Consider the following 22,212-nt stretch of genomic DNA (forward strand, 5'->3'; position numbering starts at 1 on the left):
TGCCAACCATCGCTTTTATCCTTTTGTGCAAAGTTGACCGAAGCCTCAGAATCGTCCCTCGCTCACAGAGTCAGGCCAAAAGGACCCCACCATGCACGTTGCGCCCACCACAGAACTCAAGGCTTTGCTGCGCCTGGCCGGGCCGCTGATCGCCTCGCAGTTGGCGCACATGCTGATGGTGCTCACCGACACCCTGATGATGGCCCGCATCAGCCCCCAAGCCCTGGCGGGCGGTGGCCTGGGCGCGGCTAGCTATTCGTTCGTGTCGATCTTCTGCCTGGGCGTGATTGCGGCGGTCGGTACGCTGGTGGCGATTCGCAAGGGCGCCAATGACATCGAAGGCGCCACCCGCCTTGCGCAAAACGGCCTGTGGCTGGCCTGGGGCCTGGCACTGGTCGCGGCGCTGGCCCTGTGGAACCTCAAACCGGTGCTGCTGCTGTTCGGCCAGCAGCCCGAAAACGTCGAGTCGGCCACGCAATTCCTCACTTTGTTACCGCTGGCGCTGCCCGGTTACCTGACCTTCATGGCCTTGCGCGGCTTCACCAGCGCTTTGGGCCGTTCGACGCCGGTGATGGTCATCAGCCTGGTCGGCACGGTGCTCAACTACCTGTTCAACGTCGCGCTGATCGAAGGCATGTTCGGCCTGCCCAAGCTGGGGCTGATGGGCATCGGCATGGTCACTGCCGTGGTATCGATGGGCATGGCAATCGCCTTGGCCCTGTACATCCGCTGGCACCCGGCCTACGCCGAGTACCCGCTGCGCAAGGGCTTGTCGCGCCCTTCCCTGCCCGCCCTGCGCGAACTGTGGCGGCTGGGTTTGCCAATCGGCGGCACCTACATGGTGGAAGTCGGCCTGTTCGCCTTTGCCGCCTTGTGCATGGGCGTGCTTGGCAGCACGGAGCTGGCGGCCCACCAGATTGCCCTGCAGATCGTTTCGACCGCATTCATGGTGCCGACCGGGCTGTCCTATGCGGTGACCATGCGGGTCGGGCTGTACTACGGCGCCGGCAACCTGCTGGCGGCACGCAGTGCCGGGCGCGTGGGCATCAGCTTCGGCGCGATGATCATGTTCGCCTTCGCCGCGCTGTTCTGGCTGCGCCCGGAAATGCTGGTGAGCCTGTTCATCGATGGCAATGACCCGGCGTTTGCGCAGATCTACCAGTTGGCGGTGAGCCTGCTGATGGTCGCGGCCTGGTTTGAACTGTTCGACGGCGTGCAGACCATTGCCATGGGCTCGATACGGGGGCTGAAGGATGCCAAGACCACCTTCCTGATCGGGCTTTGCTGCTACTGGCTGGTTGGGGCGCCGAGTGCGTGGCTGCTGACGTTCAACTTCGGTGGCGGCGCGGTGGGGGTGTGGTGGGGGCTGGCGTTGGGCTTGGCCTGTGCATCGGTGGCGTTGACCATTGCCTTCGAGTGGCGAATGAAGCGGATGCTAGGGAAGGCCGGCGTCAGCAAAGAGGCTGCTGTTTCGGCCTGACTTGAGGGCCCCATCGCCGGCAAGCCGGCTCCTACAGGGATGGCACAGCCCTGGAGGTCGGCGTGGGAGCCGGCTTGCCAGCGATAGGGGCTAGAGCACCTGCGCCAGCTTGCGCTCGGACGCCTGCTGCAAATACGCCACCAACTCCCCCACCGGCAGCGGCTTGCTGACCAGAAACCCTTGCACCTGGTCACAACCAAACCCGCGCAGCAACGCCATCTGTTCGTGGCTCTCGACACCCTCGGCCACGACCTCGAGGTTGAGGTTGTGCGCCAGGTTGATCATCGCGTGCACCAGCTTGCGGTTCTCTTCGCGCATCTCCATGCCAGCGACGAAACTGCGGTCGACCTTGAGCAGAGTGATCGGCAGGCTGTTCAAATGCACGAACGAAGAGAAGCCGGTGCCGAAATCGTCCAGCGAGAACCGCACGCCAAGGCGCCCCAGGGCATCCATGGTCTGGCGGACCAATTCGTTGCGGCGCATGACCGCCGTCTCGGTCAACTCGAACTCCAGCCAGCGAGCATCGACGCCGTGCTCGATGATCAAGCGGCTCAGCGTGGCCAATAGCTGGCTGTCCTGGAACTGGCGAAAGCTCAGGTTTACCGCCATGTGCAGCGGCGCCAGGCCGCTCTCGCGCAGGGCCTGCATGTCGCGCAACGCGCGGGAGATGACCCAGTAGCCCAGCGGCACGATCAGCCCGCTCTGTTCGGCCAGCGGCACGAATTCGCTTGGCGGCAACAGGCCGCGCTCGGCATGGCGCCAGCGCACCAGCGCCTCCAGGCCGACGATGCGGCCGTCGGCCAGGTTCAGCCGCGGCTGGTAGTGCAGTTCAAGTTCATCGCGGCGCAGGGCCCGGCGCAGTTCGCCTTCCAGGTCGGCAAGGCTGCGGGCGTTGCGGTTGATCCGTTCGTTGAATACATGGAAGGTGCAGCCCTGGCTGCTCTTGGCCTGGCGCATGGCGATGTGCGCATGCCACATCAACGGGTCCGCGCCACTTTGCGCGCGGGCGTGGGCCAGGCCCAGGCTGCAGCCGAGCAGCAGGCTTTCGCCGTCGATCCAGTACGGCTCGGCCAAGGCCTCGACGATGCGTTCGGCGATGAACTCGGCGCGGCCAGTGTCGCGGCGCGTGTCGATCAGCAAGGCGAATTCGTCGCTGCCCAGGCGCGCCAGCTGGTCACCGGCCTCCAGTTGCAGCTTGAGGCGCGACACCACCTGCAGGATCAGGCGGTCGCCACCCTGATGGCCGAGGGCATCGTTGACGTGGCGAAAGTTGTCCAGGTCCAGGTGCCCGAGCGCCACCCCGCGCCCTTCGTTCTCGGCCAGGCGAGCGGTCAGCAGGGCCTGGAAGCCCTGGCGGTTGGCGATACCGGTCAGCGGGTCCTGTTCGGCCAGGCGCTGCAAGGTGGCAACCAGCACCCCGCGTTCGCGCACATGACGCAACGAACGGCGCAGGGCATCGGCATTGAGTTGGTCACGCACCAGCCAGTCGCTGACACCCGTGGGCGGCGCCTCGGGCTCGTGATCGAGCAACAGAATGGTCGGCAAGTCGCAGCGCCCGGGCGCCGGTTGCAGGGCCGGGGTGGCCAGTATCACCGCCTGACGGTCATGGCTGAACAGGCTGTCGACCGCCGCCCAGTTCGGCGCGGTCAGCAGTACTGCTGAACCTTCCAACGGCAGCAGGCATTCGCGCAGCAAGGCGGCCCACTCCGGCTCATCAGCCAACAACAGCAAACGCAAAGGTTCGACAGGCGTGGACAAGCGGGCTCCTTAAAGCTTGGACGGTGACACGAGGGAGGCCGGGTATGCTACTGCAGAAATGAAAATGATTTTCACTTTTAGACATATCCCTGCCCACAGCGCGTCCCGACACATTTTGACGTGCATCCTGCTCGAAAGTCGCTCAACCGGCAAATACGATTTTTTCAGTTAATAGCATTAGCCAAACTAATGATCTGCGCAGGCAGAAAGTCTGACTCACACGTCAGACGGTCGCGCCACAACGGCCCCATGCCTGTTAGAATGCGCGGCTATTTTCTGGCGACCCCCGGTTTCTAGCATGTCCCGACTCAATCCCAGGCAACAGGAAGCCCGTGACTACGTCGGCGGCCCTCTTTTGGTGCTCGCCGGTGCAGGCTCCGGCAAGACCAGCGTAATCACGCGCAAGATTGCCCACCTGATCCAGAACTGCGGCATCCGTGCCCAGTACATCGTCGCGATGACCTTCACCAACAAGGCCGCGCGCGAGATGAAGGAACGGGTCGCTACGCTGCTGCGCCCGGGGGAAGGCCGGGGCCTGACGGTGTGCACGTTCCACAACCTGGGGCTGAACATCATCCGCAAGGAGCACGACAAGCTGGGCTACAAGCCAGGCTTCTCGATCTTCGACGAGTCCGACATCAAGGCGCTGCTGTCGGACATCATGCAGAAGGAATACTCGGGCGACGACGGCATCGACGAGATCAAGAACATGATCGGTGCCTGGAAGAACGACCTGATCCTCCCCGCCGAAGCCCTGGAAAAAGCCCGCAACCCGCGCGAACAGACCGCCGCCATCGTCTACACCCACTACCAGCGCACGCTCAAGGCGTTCAACGCAGTGGACTTCGATGACCTGATCCTGCAGCCGGTCAAGCTGTTCCAGGAGCACCCCGAGGTGCTCGAGCGCTGGCAGAACCGCGTGCGTTACCTGCTGGTGGACGAATACCAGGACACCAACGCCAGCCAGTACCTGCTGGTGAAAATGCTCATTGGCATGCGCAACCAGTTCACCGTGGTGGGTGATGACGACCAGTCGATCTACGCCTGGCGTGGCGCGCGCCCCGAGAACCTGATGCTGCTCAAGGAGGATTACCCCTCCCTGAAGATCGTCATGCTCGAGCAGAACTACCGCTCCACCAGCCGCATCCTGCGCTGCGCCAACGTGCTGATCGCCAACAACCCGCATGCGTTCGAGAAGCAGCTGTGGAGCGAAATGGGTGTGGGCGACGAGATCCGCGTGATCCGCTGCAAGAACGAGGAAGCCGAGGCCGAACGCGTAGCCATGGAAATCCTCACCTTGCACCTGCGCACCAACCGCCCGTACAGCGACTTCGCCATCCTCTACCGCGGCAACTACCAGGCCAAGCTCATCGAACTGAAGCTGCAGCACCACCAGGTGCCCTATCGCCTGTCGGGCGGCAACAGCTTCTTCGGCCGCCAGGAGGTCAAGGACCTGATGGCCTACCTGCGCCTGTTGGTGAACCCGGACGACGATAACGCTTACCTGCGGGTGATCAACGTGCCGCGCCGGGAAATCGGCTCGACCACCCTGGAAAAGCTCGGCAACTACTCGACCGAGCGCGGCATCTCGATGTACGCCGCCAGCGAGGAGCTGGGCCTGGGCGAGCACCTGGACGCTCGCTATACCGAGCGCCTGCAGCGCTTCAAGCACTGGCTCGACGGGGTGCGCCACAAGGTGGCCCTCGATGACCCGATCGCGGCGCTGCACGAGATGATCCGCGACATCGACTACGAGAACTGGATCCGCCAGCAGACCGCCAGCGACAAGGCTGCGGAGTTTCGCATCAGCAACGTCTGGTTCCTGGTCGAAGCGCTGAAGAACACCCTCGAAAAGGATGAAGAGGGTGACATGACGATCGAGGACGCCATCGGCAAGCTGGTGTTGCGCGACATGCTCGAGCGTCAGCAGGAAGAGGAAGAAAACGCCGAGGGCGTGCAGATGATGACCCTGCATGCCTCCAAAGGCCTGGAATTCCCTTACGTGTTCATCATGGGCATGGAGGAGGAAATTCTCCCCCACCGCTCGAGCATCGAGGCCGACACCATCGAAGAAGAACGCCGCCTGGCCTACGTGGGCATCACCCGCGCACGCCAGACCCTGGCCTTCACCTTCGCCGCCAAACGCAAGCAATACGGCGAAATCATCGATTGCACGCCCAGCCGGTTCCTGGATGAACTGCCGCCAGACGACCTGGCCTGGGAAGGCCTGGACGATGCGCCCGTTGAAGTCAAAGCCGCGCGGGGCAACAACGCGCTGGCCGATATCCGGGCAATGCTCAAACGCTGATCAACCATTACTCTTTAACTTTGCCGCTTCTTGCGGCCACCTTTGCTACATCGGAGATACACAGTGGAAGCACTGCAGCAGAAGATTCGCGAAGAAGGCATCGTGCTTTCCGATCAAGTTCTCAAAGTCGACGCGTTTCTCAACCACCAGATCGACCCTGCCCTGATGCAGCTGATCGGTGACGAGTTCGCCCGCCTTTACGCCGATGCCGGCGTGACCAAGATCGTCACCATCGAAGCCTCGGGTATTGCCCCGGCGGTGATGACCGGCCTGAAGCTGGGCGTACCGGTGATCTTTGCACGCAAGCACCAGTCGCTGACGCTGACCGAGAACCTGCTGACTGCCACGGTGTACTCCTTCACCAAGCAGACCGAGAACACCGTGGCTATTTCGCCGCGCCACCTCAACAGCAGCGACCGCGTGCTGGTCATCGACGACTTCCTGGCCAACGGCAAGGCGTCGCAGGCGCTGATCTCGATCATCAAGCAGGCCGGCGCCACCGTGGCAGGCCTGGGTATCGTCATCGAGAAGTCGTTCCAGGGCGGCCGTGCCGAGCTGGACAGCCAGGGCTACCGCGTTGAATCGCTGGCTCGGGTGAAGTCGCTGGAAGGTGGCGTGGTCAGCTTTATCGAGTGATCGCCAGGGGGCCCTCCACGGCCCTTTCCGACCGGTCCGGCGCCCCGGCAAGGCCGCTCCTGCAGGGCAATCCATACCCTCGCAGGAGCGGCCTCGTGCGCGATGGCCTGCAACGCAGCCCCGGCAATCTTCAGGTCGCCGCCAACCCTGCCAGCAATAGCCGCTGATACAGCTCTTCCTTCAAGCCCTGCGGAGCGTCCAGCCCCATCCGCTGCAAGTGCCGTTGATACCCCTCCGGCCCCGGCGCATCCAGCGCGGCCTTGCCCAGCTCCAGCAGCTCGCTCAACTTGAACTTGCTCTTGAGCCAGTTCAACGCCCGCAGCAAGTCTCGCTCCTCGGCGGTAAAATCCGTGCCCAGCGGATACTCCGGGAACAGCCGCACATGCCGCGCTCTGATTGCTTCAAGCCGCTCAGGCGTGTTGTCGGTAAACCGCGCATCCAGCTGAAAATCCTTTGCCAACTTGCCGGCCTTTTTGGCCTGCTCGATCAGCTCAGCCTGAAATCGCGAATCACTGACCGCCAGCAATCGCGTAATCACTTCACTGTCGGTCTGCCCGCGCAGGTCAGCGATGCCGTACTCGGTCACCACAATGTCGCGCAAGTGCCGAGGGATGGTGCAGTGGCCGTAGGCCCAAAGCAGGTTGGAACTGACGTCGCCGCCCGCCTCACGCCAACTGCGCAGTAGTAGGATCGAGCGCCCGCCCTCCAGCGCATGGCCCTGGGCGACGAAGTTGTACTGCCCGCCAACACCGCTGAGTACGCGGCCATCCTCCAGCTGGTCGGCCACCCCCGCACCGAGCAAGGTCATGGTGAACACCGTGTTGATGAAGCGCGCATCGCGGCGTTGCCGGCGCTTGAGTTCCTCCTGGCCATACAGCTCGTTGATGAAGCTGATACGCGTCATGGCAAAACGCGCGCGCTGCTCCAGTGGCATGTCCCGCAAACGTTGGTAGAACGCCCGCGGGCCGAGGAAGAAGCCGCCGTGCACCAGCACACCCTGCTCGTCGGCCGGGCGCCGCACCACGCCCGCCTCGGCCAACGCCAGCAGGCCGTTGACGAACATCTCGCTGCAACCGTAGAGGCCTTGGGCGAAGGCATCCAGCCCGCCTTCACGCTCGATCAGCGCCTGCCATGGGCCGACGTCCAGTTCATCCATCAAGGCCCGGTAGCCGACGTTGTCGCCCTGGCGGGCCAGCAACGCGGCGGCCACCGCATCGCCCATGGCACCAATGCCGATCTGCAGCGTGCCGCCATCGCGCACCAGCGTGCTGGCATGCAGGCCGATGCAATGGTCCTGGGTGGTGACCGGCATGTTCGGGGTAGAGAACAGGCGGTGTTGCTCGGCCTGGTCGATCAACAGGTCGAATGCCTCCATGCCCAGCTCCGCGTCGCCGGGCATGTAGGGCAGCTCGGCATGCACCTGGCCGAGCATGAGGATGGTTTCACCGGCCTCGCGCCGCTTGGCGACCATCGGCAGCAGGTCGAGGGTGATGTCGGGGTTGCAGGCCAGGCTCAAGTGCACCGGTTTTTCCGGCGTGGCGGCGACCAGTTGGGCGATCAGGTTCAAACCCTTGGCGTTGATGTCGCGGGCGGCGTGGCTGTAGTTGCTGCTGACGTAGTCCTGCTGGGCGCAATCACTGTGCAGCAGGCTGCCGGGCTGCATGAAGAACTGCTCGACCCGGATGTTCGGCGGTAGCTGATCGTTGCGCAGGTCGGCGAGGTAGGTGAGTTCTTCGTAATCGGCGAATACGCGCTCGATGAAGGGCTCGAGAAAACGCCGTTGCAGGCCGTCGCCCAGGGGTGGCCGCCCAAGCGACAACGCCGTGTAGATCGTCAGCTGTCGCTCCGGCAGTTCGCGCACCCGGGCATACAGCGCATTGACGAAGGCATTGGGTTTGCCAAGACCCAACGGCAGGCCCATGTGAATGTGTGCCGGCAGGCGTGACAAGACCTGCTCGACTGCCTGGTCGATGGAACAGAGGTGCATCTTGGCCTCCTGAGTCTTCCGTGGGTTCAGGGGTTGGACATGAACCGCCGCGGGTTCGTTGCCTGCACAAAAACAAAGCCCGCCATTGCAGGCGGGCCGTGGGTGACTCAGCCGTGGCTCAAAGCCCGGACATCTTCTGGATGGCGCCCTTCAGGTCATCATCCGAGCAATCGGCACAGGTGCCTTTCGGTGGCATGGCGTTGATGCCGGTAATGGCCTTGGCGAGGATGCCATCCAGGCCACCCTGGTGGTCGGCGCGCTCTTTCCAGGCGGCGGTATCACCGATTTTCGGCGCACCCAGCAGGCCGGTGCCGTGGCATGCATTGCAGTGCTTGGCGATGATGTCATCCGGGGTCTTGGCGCCGCCACCGCCGGCGGTGGCCGCCACTTCCATGCCTTTGCATTCCTGGCCCTGAACACACACCTGGCCAACTGGCTCCAGGCGTTTGGCGATGTCGTCGTTGGTCGCAGCGGTTGCGCTCATTGCCCATAGGGCGAATACGGCTGCTGGTACGGCCAGCATCTTCTTGATTTGGTTCACGCGTACACCCTCATGGTGGCTAATCACGCCCGCGGCCACGGTAATGCGAGCGTTGAAAAGTATAGCGGGAACCCGGAAGCCGTGAAACGACCCTACTCGGGAAAGGGATATTGCCGAAACAAAGCACTGCGCTGGATCAAAAGTTCGACGGCGTGGCGGCGCTGATCAGCCGGGCGGGCTCATTGAACGGGTTGCGAAAGCGGTGCGGGCGGGTGCTTTCGAAGTAGTAGCTGTCGCCTTCCTCGAGGATGAAGATCTCGTTGCCGACTACCAGTTCCAGGCGGCCTTCCAGGAGGATGCCGGTTTCTTCGCCATCGTGGGTGAGCATCTCGGCGCCGGTGTCGGCACCCGGTGGGTAGACCTCGGTGAGAAACGCTATGGCACGGTTGGGGTGCGACTTGCCCACCAGTTTCATGGTCACCGCGCCATCGGAGATGTCGATCAGCTCGTGGGCCTTGTAGACGATCTGGGAAGGGCTTTCGGCTTCAAGCTCCACCGAGAAGAACTCGACCATGGACATGGGAATGCCGCTCAGCACCTTGCGCAACGAGCTGATCGAGGGGCTTACGCTGTTTTTCTCGATCATCGAGATGGTGCTGTTGGTCACACCCGCGCGTTTGGCGAGTTCACGCTGGGACAGGCCCTTGAGCTTGCGGATGGCTTGCAGTCGTTCGCCGACGTCCAAAGCTGGAGCCTCCTGAAACGGTGAGATGGCGGGGTGAATGTGAACGATATCATGGCAATGCCGTTCAGTATTTACAACACACCGCCCCTCAGGCTGTCCGCTTCAGCGTGTCATTCGCCGTAATAGTCCAGCGGCACGCGCTTCAGGTTGCAGAAGATCTGGTAGGGAATCGTCCCGGCGTGCATCGCCACTTCGCTGGCCAGCACCTGCTTGCCCCACAACTCGACCGGGCTGCCGATGTTCGCCTCGGGCACATCGGTGAGGTCGATGCACAGCATGTCCATGGAGACGCGGCCAATCAGCTGGCTGCGCTTGCCGGCGACCATCACCGGTGTGCCGGTCGGCGCCTGGCGAGGGTAGCCATCGGCGTAACCCATGGCGACCACACCGACGCGGGTCGGCCGCGGGCTGATGAACTTGGCGCCGTAGCCTACCGGCTCGCCGGCTGGCAGTTCACGCACGCTGATGACGCGCGATTGCAGGGTCATTACCGGCTGCAGGCGCTCGGCCTGGGCCTGCTGCACTTCGAACGGTGTGGCGCCGTACAGCATGATGCCTGGCCGTACCCAGTCACTCGGGGCCTGCGGCCAGGCCAGTACGCCGGGCGAGTTGCGCAGGCTGCATTCCGCGGCCAAGCCTTGGCGGGTGGCGTTGAACACGGCTATCTGCTGGGCGGTGGCGTCGTCGTCCAGTTCGTCGGCACGGGCGAAGTGGCTCATCAGCACGATGCGCGAAACTTTGCCGCTGGCCAGCAGGCGCTGGTAGGCCTCTTGATAGTCCTTGGCGTGCAGGCCGACACGGTGCATGCCGCTGTCGAGCTTGAGCCAGACAGTCAGCGGCTTGTGCACCGAGGTCTTTTCGATGGCTTCCAGTTGCCACAGCGAATGCACCACACACCACAGGTCGTGTTCAGCCATCAGTGCCAGTTCGCTGGCTTCGAAGAAGCCTTCGAGCAGCAATATCGGGGCCTGGATACCCGCCCCGCGCAGCTCCAGCGCCTCTTCGATGCAAGCCACGGCAAAGCCGTCTGCTTCGGTTTCCAGGGCCAGGGCGCAACGCACGGCACCGTGCCCGTAGGCATCGGCTTTGATCACGGCGAGGGCTTTGGCGCCGGTCAGTTCACGGGCGAGGCGGTAGTTGTGGCGCAGGGCCTGCAGGTCGATCAGGGCACGGGCGGGGCGCATGGCGGCAGCCTTATGGTGGTTCAGGTTGAAAACAGTGTTGGATTCATCGCTGGCAAGCCGGCTCCCACAGGTACTGCACAGTGTTCAAACCTGTGCTGCCCCTGTAGGCGCGGGCTTGCCCGCGAGAGGCTGGTGCAGGCGAACTTACTGCTGATGAACGGGTGCCGTCTGGCCTTGCTTGGTAACTTCCCGACTGTTGCCATACCGGGAAATATCCAGGCCTTCGGCGCTGATCTGCGGCTTTCTGCGCGCAATCAGGTCGGCCAGCAGGCGACCGGAACCACAGGCCATGGTCCAACCCAGCGTACCGTGACCGGTGTTGAGGAACAGGTTGCGGAACTTGGTGGCACCTACGATCGGCGTACCGTCCGGGGTGGCCGGGCGCAGGCCAGTCCAGAAACTCGCCTGGCTCAGGTCACCGCCACGAGGATAAAGGTCGTTGACGATCATCTCCAGCGTTTCGCGCCGGCGCGGGTTCAGCGACAGGTCAAAACCGGCGATTTCAGCCATGCCGCCGACCCGGATGCGGTTGTCGAAACGGGTGATCGCAACCTTGTAGGTTTCGTCGAGAATGGTCGAGGTCGGCGCCATGTCGGCGTTGGTGATCGGTACGGTCAGTGAATAACCCTTCAGCGGGTACACCGGCGCCTTGATGCCCAGCGGCTTGAGCATCTGCGGCGAGTAGCTGCCCAGCGCAAGCACGTAGCGGTCGGCGGTTTCCAGCTTGCCGTCGATCCACACACCGTTGATACGGTCGCCGGCGAAGTCCAGGCGCTGAATGTCCTGGCCGAAACGGAATTCCACGCCCAGGTTGCGGGCCATTTCGGCGAGCTTGGTGGTGAACAGCTGGCAGTCGCCGGTCTGGTCGTTGGGCAGGCGCAGGGCGCCGGCGAGGATATCCTTGACCCCAGCCAGCGCCGGTTCGACGCGGGCAATGCCATCGCGGTCGAGCAATTCATAAGGCACGCCGGACTGCTCGAGCACGGCGATGTCCTTGGCGGCGGCATCCACCTGAGCCTGGGTGCGGAACAGCTGGGTGGTGCCCAGGGTACGGCTTTCGTAGGCGATGCCGGTTTCGGCACGCAGCTCGTCGAGGCAGTCGCGGCTGTACTCGGACAGGCGCACCATGCGTTCCTTGTTCACCGCATAACGGTTGGCGGTGCAGTTGCGCAGCATCTGCGCCATCCACAGGTACTGATCGACGTCGCCGGTCAGCTTGATGGCCAGCGGCGCGTGGCGCTCCAACAGCCATTTCACGGCTTTCAGCGGCACACCTGGGGCAGCCCAGGGCGAGGCATAGCCGGGCGAGATCTGGCCGGCGTTGGCAAAGCTGGTTTCCATGGCCACCGCCGGCTGGCGATCGACCACCGTGACCTCGAAACCTTGCCGGGCCAGATAATAGGCACTGGCGGTTCCGATGACACCGCTCCCAAGTACCAGAACTCGCATTGTTGATCCCTCGCACGCGGCGCACCGCATTTTTGTTGAAATGGCTTGGATGCGCGCAGTATAAAAATTACAGACCAGTGCAATTCACTATATAAAAGCCTATATTTGGCGAGAATTCTCGGCAAAATCGCCTTTCACGGAGGGGCATCCCCTATGAGAACCCAGCACCAGAGCAAGCGTGAACTGGACAAGATCGACCGCAACATCCTGCGGATCCTGCAGAATGACGGGCGTATTTCCTTCACCGAACTGGGCGAAAAAGTTGGGCTGTCCACCACCCCTTGCACCGAACGCGTACGCCGCCTGGAGCGCGAGGGCATCATCATGGGCTACAACGCCCGGCTCAACCCGCAGCACCTGAAGGGCAGCCTGCTGGTGTTCGTGGAGATCAGCCTGGACTACAAGTCTGGCGACACCTTCGAGGAATTCCGCCGCGCGGTGCTCAAACTGCCGCACGTGTTGGAATGCCACTTGGTATCGGGTGATTTCGACTACCTGGTGAAGGCACGTATTTCGGAGATGGCGTCGTATCGCAAGCTGCTGGGCGACATCCTGCTCAAACTGCCGCACGTGCGCGAATCGAAGAGCTACATCGTGATGGAAGAAGTGAAGGAAAGCCTCTGCCTGCCGATCCCGGACTGAGGCTAGACCAGCACCTGGCGGGTAGTGGCAATGAACCGGTGAACGAGCTGCTCGGCCTCGGGCTCGATCATCGGGTCCGGGCCGCGCCCGCGGGGGCAGGCCATGCGTGGGGTGGTGCCGAACAGGCGGCAGATCATCGGCCGCTCTTCGTACACCGTGCAGCCGTTGGGGCCCAGGTGCACGCAGTCCAGGCGTTGCATGGCCGCCTCCTGCTCGGCCTGCGACTTGCGCGGCAGGCGGGCCATTTCTTCGGCAGACGTGGTCACCGGGCCGCAGCAATCGTGGCAGCCGGGTTCGCATTCGAAAGAAGGGATGAGTTCACGCAGGAACTGGATCTTGTGGCGGTTGCAGGACATGGTGGATACAAGGCAAAGAATTTGGGTGGATTATAGGCCCATTCCCCGGCAAGCCGGCTGCCACCGGTAACCCACTGGTCTCATGAGAGGTGAAGATTCAGTAGGCGCCGGCTTGCCGGCGATGAGGCCGGTTGCCCCACCTTGAAACCCCACTTATCCTCCCCTTTCTGTCTAGACACCCAGGACCTGCCCAATGATCCACAGCGCGCAGCACGCCGCCTCCTACTACGCCGCCAGCAGCGCGCCACACCCTGACCACCCCTTCCTGCAAGGCGAGCACAGCGCAGACGTGTGCATCATCGGCGGCGGCTACTCGGGCCTGAACACTGCCATCGAGCTGGCCGAACGCGGCCTGTCGGTGATTCTGCTGGAGGCACGCAAGCTTGGCTGGGGTGCCAGCGGGCGCAATGGTGGCCAGCTCATACGCGGCGTCGGCCATGGCCTGGAGCAGTTCCTGCCGGTGATTGGTGAGGACGGTGTGCGCAGCATGAAGTTGATGGGGCTGGAAGCCGTGGAAATCGTCCGTGAACGGGTCGAGCGCCACGCCATCGCTTGCGACCTGACCTGGGGCTACTGCGATTTGGCCAACAAGCCCGGCGAGCTGCAAGGCTTCGCCGAAGAGGCTGAGGAACTGCGCAGCCTGGGCTACCGCCACGAACTGCGGCTGGTGCAAAAGGACGATATCCACAGCGTGGTCGGCTCCAACCGTTACGTTGGTGGCCTGATCGACATGGGCTCGGGGCACCTGCACCCACTCAACCTGGCACTGGGCGAAGCGGCGGTGGCCAGCCGCCTGGGTGTGCAGTTGTTCGAGCAGTCAGAGGTCAGCCGGATCGAGTACGGCCCTGAGGTAAAGGTGCATACCGCCCAGGGCCGGGTGCGCGCCAAGACCTTGGTGATGTGCTGCAACGCCTACCACAACGACCTCAACCGCGAGCTGGGCGGTAAGGTGCTGCCGGCCGGCAGCTATATCATCGCCACCGAACCGCTTGGCCAGGCACGCGCGCGCCAGCTGTTGCCGCAGAACATGGCGGTGTGCGACCAGCGCGTGGCACTGGACTACTATCGCCTGTCCGCCGACCACCGCCTGCTGTTCGGTGGCGCCTGCCATTACTCCGGCCGCGACCCGCAGGACATTGCCGCCTACATGCGGCCAAAGATGCTCAAGGTCTTTCCCGAACTGGCCGACGTGCGCATCGACTACCAGTGGGGTGGCATGATCGGCATCGGCGCCAACCGCCTGCCGCAGATCGGCCGCCTGGCCAGCCAGCCGAACGTCTATTACGCCCAGGCCTACTCCGGCCATGGGCTCAACGCCACTCACCTGGCTGCGCGCCTGCTGGGCGAGGCGATCAGCGGCCAGCAGAGCGGGCGCTTTGACCTGTTCGCCAAAGTGCCGCACATCACCTTCCCCGGCGGCAAGCATTTACGCTCGCCGCTGCTGGCGTTGGGGATGCTCTGGCACAGGCTCAAAGAGCTGGCGTGAAGCCGCAGCGATTGAGGTGGGCGTCTCATTCCTTCCAGAAGGGTTTTTGCCCTTCAACCCGGGCCTGCTCCCAGCTCAGCCCGATATCACGCAGCTGATTGTCATCCAGCTGCAGCAGCGCCCTGCGGGTGCGCCAGCGGTGCAGCATCAGCCCCCAGCGGCCCAGGTCGGCCGGTGCATTGCAGACCTTGGCTTTCTGCCCTGCTTCCAGTTCCTTGACCATCAGTTGCAAGCGCACATCGCTCATGCCACCCATCGCTGCGTTCTCCCATTCAGTGGTTACCGTAGAGAGAGCATGCGCGCTGACGACCTAAGCAATACAGAACCAACACAGCCTTATTATTCCCATACAGAATTGGCGGCAAACCAGCTGAATGCTGTATTTTCGGCAAAACTGTACTGGTCTGTGCTGTGATTTTGCGCTGGAGTATGCCGTGACGCTCTACCTGAACCTCGCCGAACTGCTCGGCGCCCGCATTGAGCAAGGTCTTTACCGCCCCGGCCAGCGCCTGCCATCGGTGCGCGCACTGAGCATGGAGCATGGCGTCAGCTTGAGTACCGTGCAGCAGGCCTACCGCATGCTGGAAGACAGCGGCATGGTGTCGCCAAGGCCCAAGTCGGGCTATTTCGTCAGCGACCATCGCCACTCCGCCGCCCTGCCCGCCGTCAGCCGCCCGGCCCAACGCCCGGTGGACATCTCGCAGTGGGAGCAGGTGCTCGAGCTGGTGCGCAGCACCCCGCGCAAGGACGTGATCCAGCTCGGCCGCGGCATGCCCGACATCGACAGCCCCAGCCTCAAGCCCTTGCTGCGCAGCCTCGCCCAGCTCAGCCGCCGGCAGGACATGCCGGGGCTGTATTACGACAATATTCACGGCAACCTCGCCCTGCGCGAACAGATCGCTCGCCTGATGCTCGACTCCGGCTGCCGCCTGGGGCCTGCCGACCTGGTGGTAACGACCGGTTGCCACGAGGCGCTGTCGTGCAGCATCCGCGCGGTGTGCGAGCCAGGTGACATTGTTGCGGTCGACTCGCCAAGCTTCCACGGTGCCATGCAGACCCTCAAGGGCCTGGGCATGAAAGCCTTGGAAATCCCCACCGACCCGATCACCGGCATCAGCCTGGAAGCGCTGGAGCTGGCCTTGGAGCAGTGGCCGATCAAGCTCATCCAGATCACCCCGAGCTGCAACAATCCGCTCGGCTACATCATGCCCGAAGCACGCAAGAAGGCCCTGCTAAGCCTGGCCCAGCGCTATGACGTGGCGATCCTGGAAGACGATGTGTATGGCGACCTGGCCTACACCTACCCGCGCCCGCGTACCCTCAAGTCGTTCGACGACGACGGCCGCGTGCTGCTGTGCAGCTCGTTCTCCAAGACCCTCGCCCCTGGCCTGCGCATCGGCTGGGTCGCCCCTGGGCGCTACCTGGAGCGGGTGCTGCACATGAAATACATCAGCACCGGCAGCACCGCCACCCAGCCACAGCTGGCCATCGCCGATTTCATCGCCGCCGGGCATTACCAGCCGCACGTGCGGCGCATGCGCAGCCAGTACCAGCGCGGCCGCGACCTGATGAGCGATTGGGTAAGCCGCTACTTCCCAGCGGGCACCCGCGTCAGCCGGCCCCAGGGCGGCTTCATGCTGTGGGTGGAATTACCTGAACATTTCGATACGCTGCGGTTGAACCGCGCTTTACTGGAACAGGGCGTGCAGGTGGCCGTAGGCAGCATTTTTTCGGCCTCGGGCAAGTTCCGCCACTGCCTGCGGATGAACTTCGCCGCGCGGCCCACCCCGCAAATCGAGGATGCGGTGCGCAAAGTGGGTGAAACCGCCCTTCGTCTACTGGATGAAGACAACACTGGCGGGTAACTTTGCGCCGCCTTCCACGGTCCAACCTCTCAGGCCTTTGCTGTACAGGACGATTCACCTTTGAGACTCCAGCGAGCTCTGCCTCTGCTGCTGGTGCTGCTCGGCCTTGCAGGCTGCGCCAGCGTCGGCATGCCCCGCGAAACCAGCCAGGCACTACCGGCCAAGGATTCTGCCTTCGGCCGCTCGGTGCTGCGCCAGGCCGCCCCCTATGAAGGGCGCTCCGGCTTTCGCCTGCTACCCAACAGCAACGAGGCCTTCCGCGCCCGTGCCGAGCTGATCCGCAACGCTCAGGCGAGCATCGACCTGCAGTACTACATCGTGCACGATGGCCTCAGCACCCGCGCCCTTGTTCACGAACTGCTGCGCGCCGCCGACCGGGGTGTGCGCGTGCGCATCCTGCTCGACGACACCACCAGTGATGGCCTGGACACCATCATGGGCACCCTCGACGCCCATCCGAATATCCAGATCCGCGTGTTCAACCCGCTGCACCTGGGCCGCAGCACCGGCGCCACCCGGGCGGTGGGCCGTCTATTCAATTTGTCGCGCCAGCACCGGCGCATGCACAACAAGCTGTTCCTGGTGGACAGCAGCATGGCGATCGTCGGCGGGCGCAACCTGGGCGACGAGTATTTCGATGCCGAGCCCAACCTCAACTTCACCGACATCGACATGCTCGGCGTGGGCCCGGTCGCGGAACAGCTCGGGCACGGCTTCGACCAGTACTGGAACAGCGCCCTCAGCCGGCCTATCGGTGACTTCCTCTGGCAGCAGCCTGACGCTGACGACCTGCGCGCCAGCCGCCATCGTCTGGAGGTATCGCTGGCCGAGGCACGGGTAAAACGCAAGGCGCTGTATGACCGCTTGATGGCCTACCAGTCCCAACCGCGCCTGGATGTCTGGCGCAACGAGCTGATCTGGGCCCACAGCTCGGCACTCTGGGATGCGCCGAGCAAGGTGCTGGCCGATGACGAGCCGGACCCGCACCTGTTGATGAGCCAGCAGTTGGCGCCGGACCTGGCCAGCGTGCACAAGGAGCTGATCCTGGTATCAGCCTACTTCGTGCCGGGGGAGCCAGGCCTGCTGTACCTGACTGGCCGTGCCGACGCCGGGGCGTCGGTGAGGCTGCTGACCAATTCGCTGGAAGCCACCGATGTACCGGCGGTGCATGGTGGGTATGCGCCGTACCGCCGGGCGCTGCTCGAGCACGGCGTGCAGCTGTTCGAGCTGCGGCGCCAGCCTGGCGACCCCAGCGCCGGCCGGCTGAGCTTCCGTGGCAGCTCCGATTCGAGCCTGCACAGCAAGGCGATCGTCTTCGACCGGCGCAAGACGTTCATCGGCTCGTTCAACTTCGACCCGCGCTCGGTGCTGTGGAACACCGAGGTGGGCGTGCTGGTGGACAGCCCGGAACTGGCCGAATACACCCGCGAGCTGGCCTTGCAGGGTATGGCGCCAGCGCTGAGCTATCAGGTCAGGTTGGCAGATGACAACCTGGTCTGGGTGACCGAGGACAACGGCCAGCTGCACACACTGACGGCAGAGCCCGGCGGGCTGTGGCGGCGTTTCAATGCGTGGATCAGCAAGGCGGTCGGTCTGGAGAAGATGCTGTAGCTGCCGTGGGCGCTTTGCGCCCCACAGGACATCAGGCAGCGGCAGGTTCGAAGGCGCCACGACGGCGGGTCAACACCACCAGCCCCGCCGCCCCGAAAGCCATCAGCAGCGGCAACGCATGACCGCTGAGCCACTGGCTCCCCGCACCGGCCAGCAACGGCCCCAACAGGCAGCCTATACCCCACAGCTGCGCCACATGGGCGTTGGCGCGCACTAGCGCATCATCCCGATAACGCTCGCCGATCAGTATCAGCGACAAGGTGAACAAACCACCGGCACTGGCCCCGAACAGCACCCACAACGGCCAGATCACCGGCGTGTGCAGCAGCAGCGGAATCGCCAGGCTGGAACACAGCAAGGTGACCGCGCAACCGGTGAACAGCGTGCGCCGCGACATGTGGTCGGCCAACGCACCAATGGGCAGCTGCAGCACCGCGTCACCGACCACCACCGTGCTGACCATGAACAGCGCGAGCTCGGTGCTGAACCCCTGCTGCAGGCAATACACCGGCAACAGGGTGAGGATCATGGCTTCGAAAGAAGCGAACAATGCAATCGCCCAGGCGATCACTGGCAGACGACGGCAGAAGGCAAACAGATCGCGGAAGGTAACGCTGCACGCCTCGGTGCTCGGCGCACCGCCGCGCCCCAACAGCAACAAGGGCGCCAGCAGCAACAGGCCGGTCGCGGCCCAGAAACCGAAGTCATCGTCGGACCCGAGAAAGCCCAGCACCAGCGGCCCGGCCAGTTGGCTCAAGGCATAGCTGCTGCCATACAGCGCCACCAGCCGACCACGCCACTGCTCGACCACCAACTGGTTGATCCAGCTTTCGCCGAGAATGAACACCACGGTCAGCGACATGCCGATCAATAAGCGCAGCGCCAGCCACAACGGGTAGCTCGGCAGCAAGGCCAGCAGGCCAATCGACAACGCCCCGCCCCACAGGCACAGGCGCATGGCCGAAGGCACGCCGACCCAACCGGCCAGGCGACTGGCCAGGCTGGCACCAATCAGTACGCCCAGCGCCGGCATCGCGGCCATCACGCCGATGGCAAAGCTGCCATAGCCCCAGGCCTCCAGGCGCAGGGACACCAGCGGCATGCTCACACCAAGCGCCAGCCCGACACTGAGCACCGATGCCAGTACGGCGAAGTAGGTCCCCCAACGCATTGCAGCCTCCCAGGCAGAATTCGTGAACAGCAAAAACGACGAAGCCGGGGCAGCGTGAGCCGACCCGGCTATTGTTGGGGCTGCTGTGCAGCCCATCGCCGGCAAGCCGGGCTCCCACAGGTACATCGGAGGCCTTGAGGGCTGCGAAGAGCCTGTGGGAGCTGGCTTGCCGGCGATTGGGCCGCAACGCGGCCCCCTGGTATTACAGCTTGATCCAGGTCGCTTTCAGCTCGGTGTACTTCTCCAGTGCGTGCAGCGACTTGTCACGGCCATTGCCCGACTGCTTGAAGCCACCGAACGGCGCGGTCATGTCGCCGCCGTCGTACTGGTTGACCCAGACGCTGCCAGCGCGCACGGCGCGGGCGGTCTTGTGGGCCTTGGAGATGTCCGAGGTCCAGATACCAGCGGCCAGGCCGTACGGGGTGTCGTTGGCGATGGCGATGGCTTCTTCGGCGGTGTCGAAGGTGATCACCGACAACACTGGGCCGAAGATTTCTTCCTGGGCGATCTTCATGGCATTGGTCACGCCGTCGAAGATGGTTGGCTCGACGTAGGTACCGCCCGTCTCTTCGAGGATGCGCTTGCCACCGGCCAGCAGCTTGGCGCCGTCCTGGTGCCCGGCGTCGATGTACGACAGCACGGTGTTCATCTGCTGGGTGTCGACCAGCGCGCCGACGGTGGTCTGCGGGTCCAGTGGATTGCCCGGTTTCCAGCCTTTGAGGGCCTCGACCACCAACGGCAGGAATTTGTCCTTGATCGAACGCTCGACCAGCAGGCGCGAACCCGCAGTGCAGACTTCGCCCTGGTTGAAGGCGATGGCGCTGGCAGCGGCTTCGGCAGCGGCCTGCAGGTCCGGCGCGTCGGCGAAGACGATGTTCGGGCTCTTGCCGCCGGCTTCCAGCCAGATGCGCTTCATGTTGGATTCGCCGGCGTAGATCATCAGTTGCTTGGCGATCTTGGTCGAACCGGTGAACACCAAGGTGTCGACGTCCATGTGCAGGGCCAGGGCCTTACCCACGGTGTGGCCGTAACCCGGCAACACGTTCAGCACACCGGCCGGGATGCCGGCTTCGATGGCCAACTGAGCGATGCGGATGGCGGTCAGCGGGGATTTTTCGGATGGCTTGAGCACCACCGAGTTACCGGTGGCCAGGGCCGGGCCGAGTTTCCAGCAGGCCATCAGCAGCGGGAAGTTCCACGGTACGATGGCACCGACCACGCCCACTGGCTCACGGGTAACCAGGCCCAGCTGGTCGTGCGGGGTTGGCGCGACTTCGTCGTAGACCTTGTCGATGGCTTCGGCATTCCAGTGCAGGGCTTGGGCCGCGCCTGGGATGTCGATGCTGGAGGAGTCGCCGATCGGCTTGCCCATGTCCAGGGTTTCGAGCAGCGCCAGCTCTTCAACGTTCTTGCGCAGCAGTTCGGCGAAGCGAATCAGCTTGGCCTTGCGCTTGGCCGGGGCCAGGCGCGACCAGACGCCGGAGTCGAAGGTGGCGCGGGCGTTTTCCACGGCGCGGTTGGCGTCGGCCAGGTCGCAGCTGGCGACCTTGGCCAGGAAGCGTCCGTCGACCGGGCTCAGGCAGTCGAACGTTTCACCGGATGCGGCGTCGGTGTATTCGCCGTTGATGAAGGCACGGCCTTCGATCTTCAGTTGCTGGGCACGTTGTTCCCAGTCCGCACGGGTCAGGGTGGTCATACGAAACTCCTCCTCTTGTTTAGGTGCAACGCCGCACTGAGGACTCACAGGCGTTGTCAGAATTCTGGCCGGGCGACAAGCGCACACTGGCAAGCGATACCCTAAACCAGGCCGTGTAAACTATCAATATATTTGACACGAAAGGCCTAAATGCCTACTGATGTGCATTTTATTAAACAACAACAGGAGCCGCACCATGAGCATCGCCAGCATCATCGACTTCGCCCAGGTCCTCACCGAGGCCGAACGCTACCGCCCAGCGGCGGAAAAAATCCTCAAGGGCGAGCCGGATCAGGCGGTCTACAACCACTACTCCAGCCCTTGCGGCCAATTTGCGGCAGGCGTCTGGGAAGGCGAAGTGGGGCAATGGACCGTGAGCTACACCGAGCACGAGTATTGCGAGATCGTTCAAGGCGTTTCGGTGCTGCGCGACCAGGATGGCGGCGCCAAGACCCTGCGGGCGGGTGATCGGTTCGTCATCCCGGCGGGCTTCAAGGGCACTTGGGAGGTACTGGAGCCGTGCCGCAAGATCTATGTGATGTTCGAGCAGAAATAATTATGTAGCTCATGCTTCACGCAGCACTGAAAGAGGATAGCTCTGCCCGCTTCGGGCCATCCTCTTTCAAAGGAAGTCATCATGAACAACGAACAAGTCCTGCAAGCCCTGGCACACCTGATCGGCACCCCATACGAGCCCTCGGTAAAAGCGACCATTTCTGAAATCACAGGCCGCGCTAGGGTCGTGGGGCCCAACGAAATGACCACCAAGGAATACGACACCAATCGCATTCACATCAACACCGACGCCAGCTGCCTGATCCAGGGCTTCGGTTTCGGCTGACCTGTTGCGCAAGCATAAAAAAACCCGCGTCCTTTCGGATGCGGGTTTTTTTTCAGGTCGCCGATCAATTACTTGATCTTGGCTTCCTTGTACACCACGTGCTTGCGAACAACCGGATCATATTTCTTGATCTCGATTTTGTCCGGGGTGGTGCGCTTGTTCTTGTCGGTGGTGTAGAAGTGGCCGGTACCGGCACTCGAAACCAGACGGATCAATTCACGCATGATGTTCTCCCTTAAACCTTGGCGCCAGCTTTACGGATGTCAACCAGAACGGCGTCGATGCCGCGCTTGTCGATGATACGCATGCCCTTGGCAGAAACGCGCAGACGCACGAAGCGGTTCTCGGTTTCAACCCAGAAACGGTGGTGCTGCAGGTTTGGCAGGAAACGACGACGGGTTTTGTTGTTTGCGTGGGAAATGTTGTTCCCGGTTACTGGACCCTTACCAGTAACTTGACAGACTCTCGACATGACTCAGCCCTCTAAAACCACATGCCCAACCCGGCATGGGTTGG

General features: G+C 63.3%; 21 protein-coding genes. 9 read left to right on the forward strand and 12 right to left on the reverse strand.

Going from position 1 to position 22,212, the window contains the following annotated elements; all coding sequences use genetic code 11:
- The first annotated feature begins 91 nt into the window (after positions 1-91).
- The gene (locus tag ABEH27_RS05690) at positions 92-1,480 is read left to right on the forward strand and encodes a NorM family multidrug efflux MATE transporter (RefSeq protein ID WP_346612628.1); all 1,389 of its coding nucleotides are present in this window, start codon (positions 92-94) and stop codon (positions 1,478-1,480) included.
- Between the two features lie 90 nt (positions 1,481-1,570).
- On the opposite strand, the gene ABEH27_RS05695 is transcribed toward ABEH27_RS05690, so the two are convergent.
- Positions 1,571-3,238, reverse strand: coding sequence for an EAL domain-containing protein (locus ABEH27_RS05695; protein ID WP_346612629.1), 1,668 nt, complete (start codon positions 3,236-3,238; stop codon positions 1,571-1,573).
- 298 nt (positions 3,239-3,536) lie between these two features.
- Between ABEH27_RS05695 and rep the strand changes: the two genes are divergently transcribed.
- Positions 3,537-5,546: a DNA helicase Rep gene (rep, locus tag ABEH27_RS05700; protein WP_346612630.1), complete on the forward strand. Its 2,010-nt coding sequence runs from the start codon at positions 3,537-3,539 to the stop codon at positions 5,544-5,546.
- Positions 5,547-5,609: 63 nt separating this feature from the next.
- Complete coding sequence (locus tag ABEH27_RS05705) at positions 5,610-6,182, forward strand: xanthine phosphoribosyltransferase (RefSeq protein WP_346612631.1); 573 nt, start codon at positions 5,610-5,612, stop codon at positions 6,180-6,182.
- Positions 6,183-6,312: 130 nt separating this feature from the next.
- On the opposite strand, the gene ABEH27_RS05710 is transcribed toward ABEH27_RS05705, so the two are convergent.
- The 5 genes from ABEH27_RS05710 to dadA all read right to left on the reverse strand — a co-directional run bounded on the left by ABEH27_RS05710 (position 6,313) and on the right by dadA (position 12,028).
- The gene (locus ABEH27_RS05710) at positions 6,313-8,169 is read right to left on the reverse strand and encodes an acetyl-CoA hydrolase/transferase C-terminal domain-containing protein (protein ID WP_346612632.1); all 1,857 of its coding nucleotides are present in this window, start codon (positions 8,167-8,169) and stop codon (positions 6,313-6,315) included.
- A 118-nt stretch (positions 8,170-8,287) separates the two neighbouring features.
- Positions 8,288-8,692: a c-type cytochrome gene (locus tag ABEH27_RS05715; RefSeq protein ID WP_346612857.1), complete on the reverse strand. Its 405-nt coding sequence runs from the start codon at positions 8,690-8,692 to the stop codon at positions 8,288-8,290.
- A 154-nt stretch (positions 8,693-8,846) separates the two neighbouring features.
- On the reverse strand, positions 8,847-9,395 hold the full coding sequence (locus ABEH27_RS05720; protein ID WP_346612633.1) for a cupin domain-containing protein: 549 nt from the start codon (positions 9,393-9,395) through the stop codon (positions 8,847-8,849).
- 110 nt (positions 9,396-9,505) lie between these two features.
- Positions 9,506-10,579, reverse strand: coding sequence for an alanine racemase (gene alr, locus ABEH27_RS05725; RefSeq protein WP_346612634.1), 1,074 nt, complete (start codon positions 10,577-10,579; stop codon positions 9,506-9,508).
- Positions 10,580-10,723: 144 nt separating this feature from the next.
- Positions 10,724-12,028 (reverse strand): D-amino acid dehydrogenase, encoded by a 1,305-nt coding sequence (gene dadA, locus ABEH27_RS05730; RefSeq protein WP_346612635.1) that lies wholly within the window; start codon positions 12,026-12,028, stop codon positions 10,724-10,726.
- Positions 12,029-12,181: 153 nt separating this feature from the next.
- Here dadA and dadR point away from each other — a divergent pair, with 153 nt between their 5' ends.
- Positions 12,182-12,670, forward strand: a complete 489-nt coding sequence (dadR, locus tag ABEH27_RS05735; protein ID WP_003258963.1) for a transcriptional regulator DadR — start codon at positions 12,182-12,184, stop codon at positions 12,668-12,670.
- 2 nt (positions 12,671-12,672) lie between these two features.
- On the opposite strand, the gene ABEH27_RS05740 is transcribed toward dadR, so the two are convergent.
- Positions 12,673-13,026 (reverse strand): YkgJ family cysteine cluster protein, encoded by a 354-nt coding sequence (locus ABEH27_RS05740; protein ID WP_346612636.1) that lies wholly within the window; start codon positions 13,024-13,026, stop codon positions 12,673-12,675.
- Positions 13,027-13,219: 193 nt separating this feature from the next.
- Between ABEH27_RS05740 and ABEH27_RS05745 the strand changes: the two genes are divergently transcribed.
- The gene (locus ABEH27_RS05745) at positions 13,220-14,512 is read left to right on the forward strand and encodes an FAD-binding oxidoreductase (RefSeq protein ID WP_346612637.1); all 1,293 of its coding nucleotides are present in this window, start codon (positions 13,220-13,222) and stop codon (positions 14,510-14,512) included.
- A 25-nt stretch (positions 14,513-14,537) separates the two neighbouring features.
- Here ABEH27_RS05745 and ABEH27_RS05750 read toward each other — a convergent pair whose 3' ends face one another.
- Positions 14,538-14,768 carry a DUF1127 domain-containing protein gene (locus ABEH27_RS05750; protein ID WP_346612638.1) on the reverse strand — a complete coding sequence of 77 codons (231 nt, stop codon included), beginning with the start codon at positions 14,766-14,768 and terminating at the stop codon, positions 14,538-14,540.
- A gap of 178 nt (positions 14,769-14,946) precedes the next feature.
- On the opposite strand from ABEH27_RS05750, the gene ABEH27_RS05755 reads away from it, so the two are divergent.
- The gene (locus ABEH27_RS05755) at positions 14,947-16,377 is read left to right on the forward strand and encodes a PLP-dependent aminotransferase family protein (protein WP_346612639.1); all 1,431 of its coding nucleotides are present in this window, start codon (positions 14,947-14,949) and stop codon (positions 16,375-16,377) included.
- Between the two features lie 60 nt (positions 16,378-16,437).
- Positions 16,438-17,988, forward strand: a complete 1,551-nt coding sequence (locus tag ABEH27_RS05760) for a phospholipase D family protein (protein WP_346612640.1) — start codon at positions 16,438-16,440, stop codon at positions 17,986-17,988.
- A gap of 31 nt (positions 17,989-18,019) precedes the next feature.
- Here the strand turns inward: ABEH27_RS05760 and ABEH27_RS05765 are convergent, their stop codons facing one another.
- A complete protein-coding gene (locus ABEH27_RS05765; RefSeq protein ID WP_346612641.1) occupies positions 18,020-19,159 on the reverse strand; it encodes an MFS transporter in 1,140 nt (379 codons plus the stop codon).
- A 202-nt stretch (positions 19,160-19,361) separates the two neighbouring features.
- Positions 19,362-20,855: an aldehyde dehydrogenase gene (locus tag ABEH27_RS05770; RefSeq protein WP_346612642.1), complete on the reverse strand. Its 1,494-nt coding sequence runs from the start codon at positions 20,853-20,855 to the stop codon at positions 19,362-19,364.
- 196 nt (positions 20,856-21,051) lie between these two features.
- Between ABEH27_RS05770 and ABEH27_RS05775 the strand changes: the two genes are divergently transcribed.
- Positions 21,052-21,411 (forward strand): cupin domain-containing protein, encoded by a 360-nt coding sequence (locus tag ABEH27_RS05775; RefSeq protein WP_346612643.1) that lies wholly within the window; start codon positions 21,052-21,054, stop codon positions 21,409-21,411.
- An 81-nt stretch (positions 21,412-21,492) separates the two neighbouring features.
- Positions 21,493-21,696 (forward strand): I78 family peptidase inhibitor, encoded by a 204-nt coding sequence (locus ABEH27_RS05780; RefSeq protein WP_346612644.1) that lies wholly within the window; start codon positions 21,493-21,495, stop codon positions 21,694-21,696.
- Positions 21,697-21,764: 68 nt separating this feature from the next.
- Here ABEH27_RS05780 and rpmG read toward each other — a convergent pair whose 3' ends face one another.
- Together rpmG and rpmB are read right to left on the reverse strand one after the other, a co-directional pair.
- Positions 21,765-21,920, reverse strand: a complete 156-nt coding sequence (gene rpmG, locus ABEH27_RS05785) for a 50S ribosomal protein L33 (protein ID WP_003253507.1) — start codon at positions 21,918-21,920, stop codon at positions 21,765-21,767.
- An 11-nt stretch (positions 21,921-21,931) separates the two neighbouring features.
- A complete protein-coding gene (rpmB, locus tag ABEH27_RS05790; protein WP_346612645.1) occupies positions 21,932-22,168 on the reverse strand; it encodes a 50S ribosomal protein L28 in 237 nt (78 codons plus the stop codon).
- Positions 22,169-22,212: the final 44 nt, after the last annotated feature.

Source organism: Pseudomonas sp. P39-UII1 (genome assembly GCF_039672635.1).
Taxonomy (GTDB): Bacteria; Pseudomonadota; Gammaproteobacteria; order Pseudomonadales; family Pseudomonadaceae; genus Aquipseudomonas.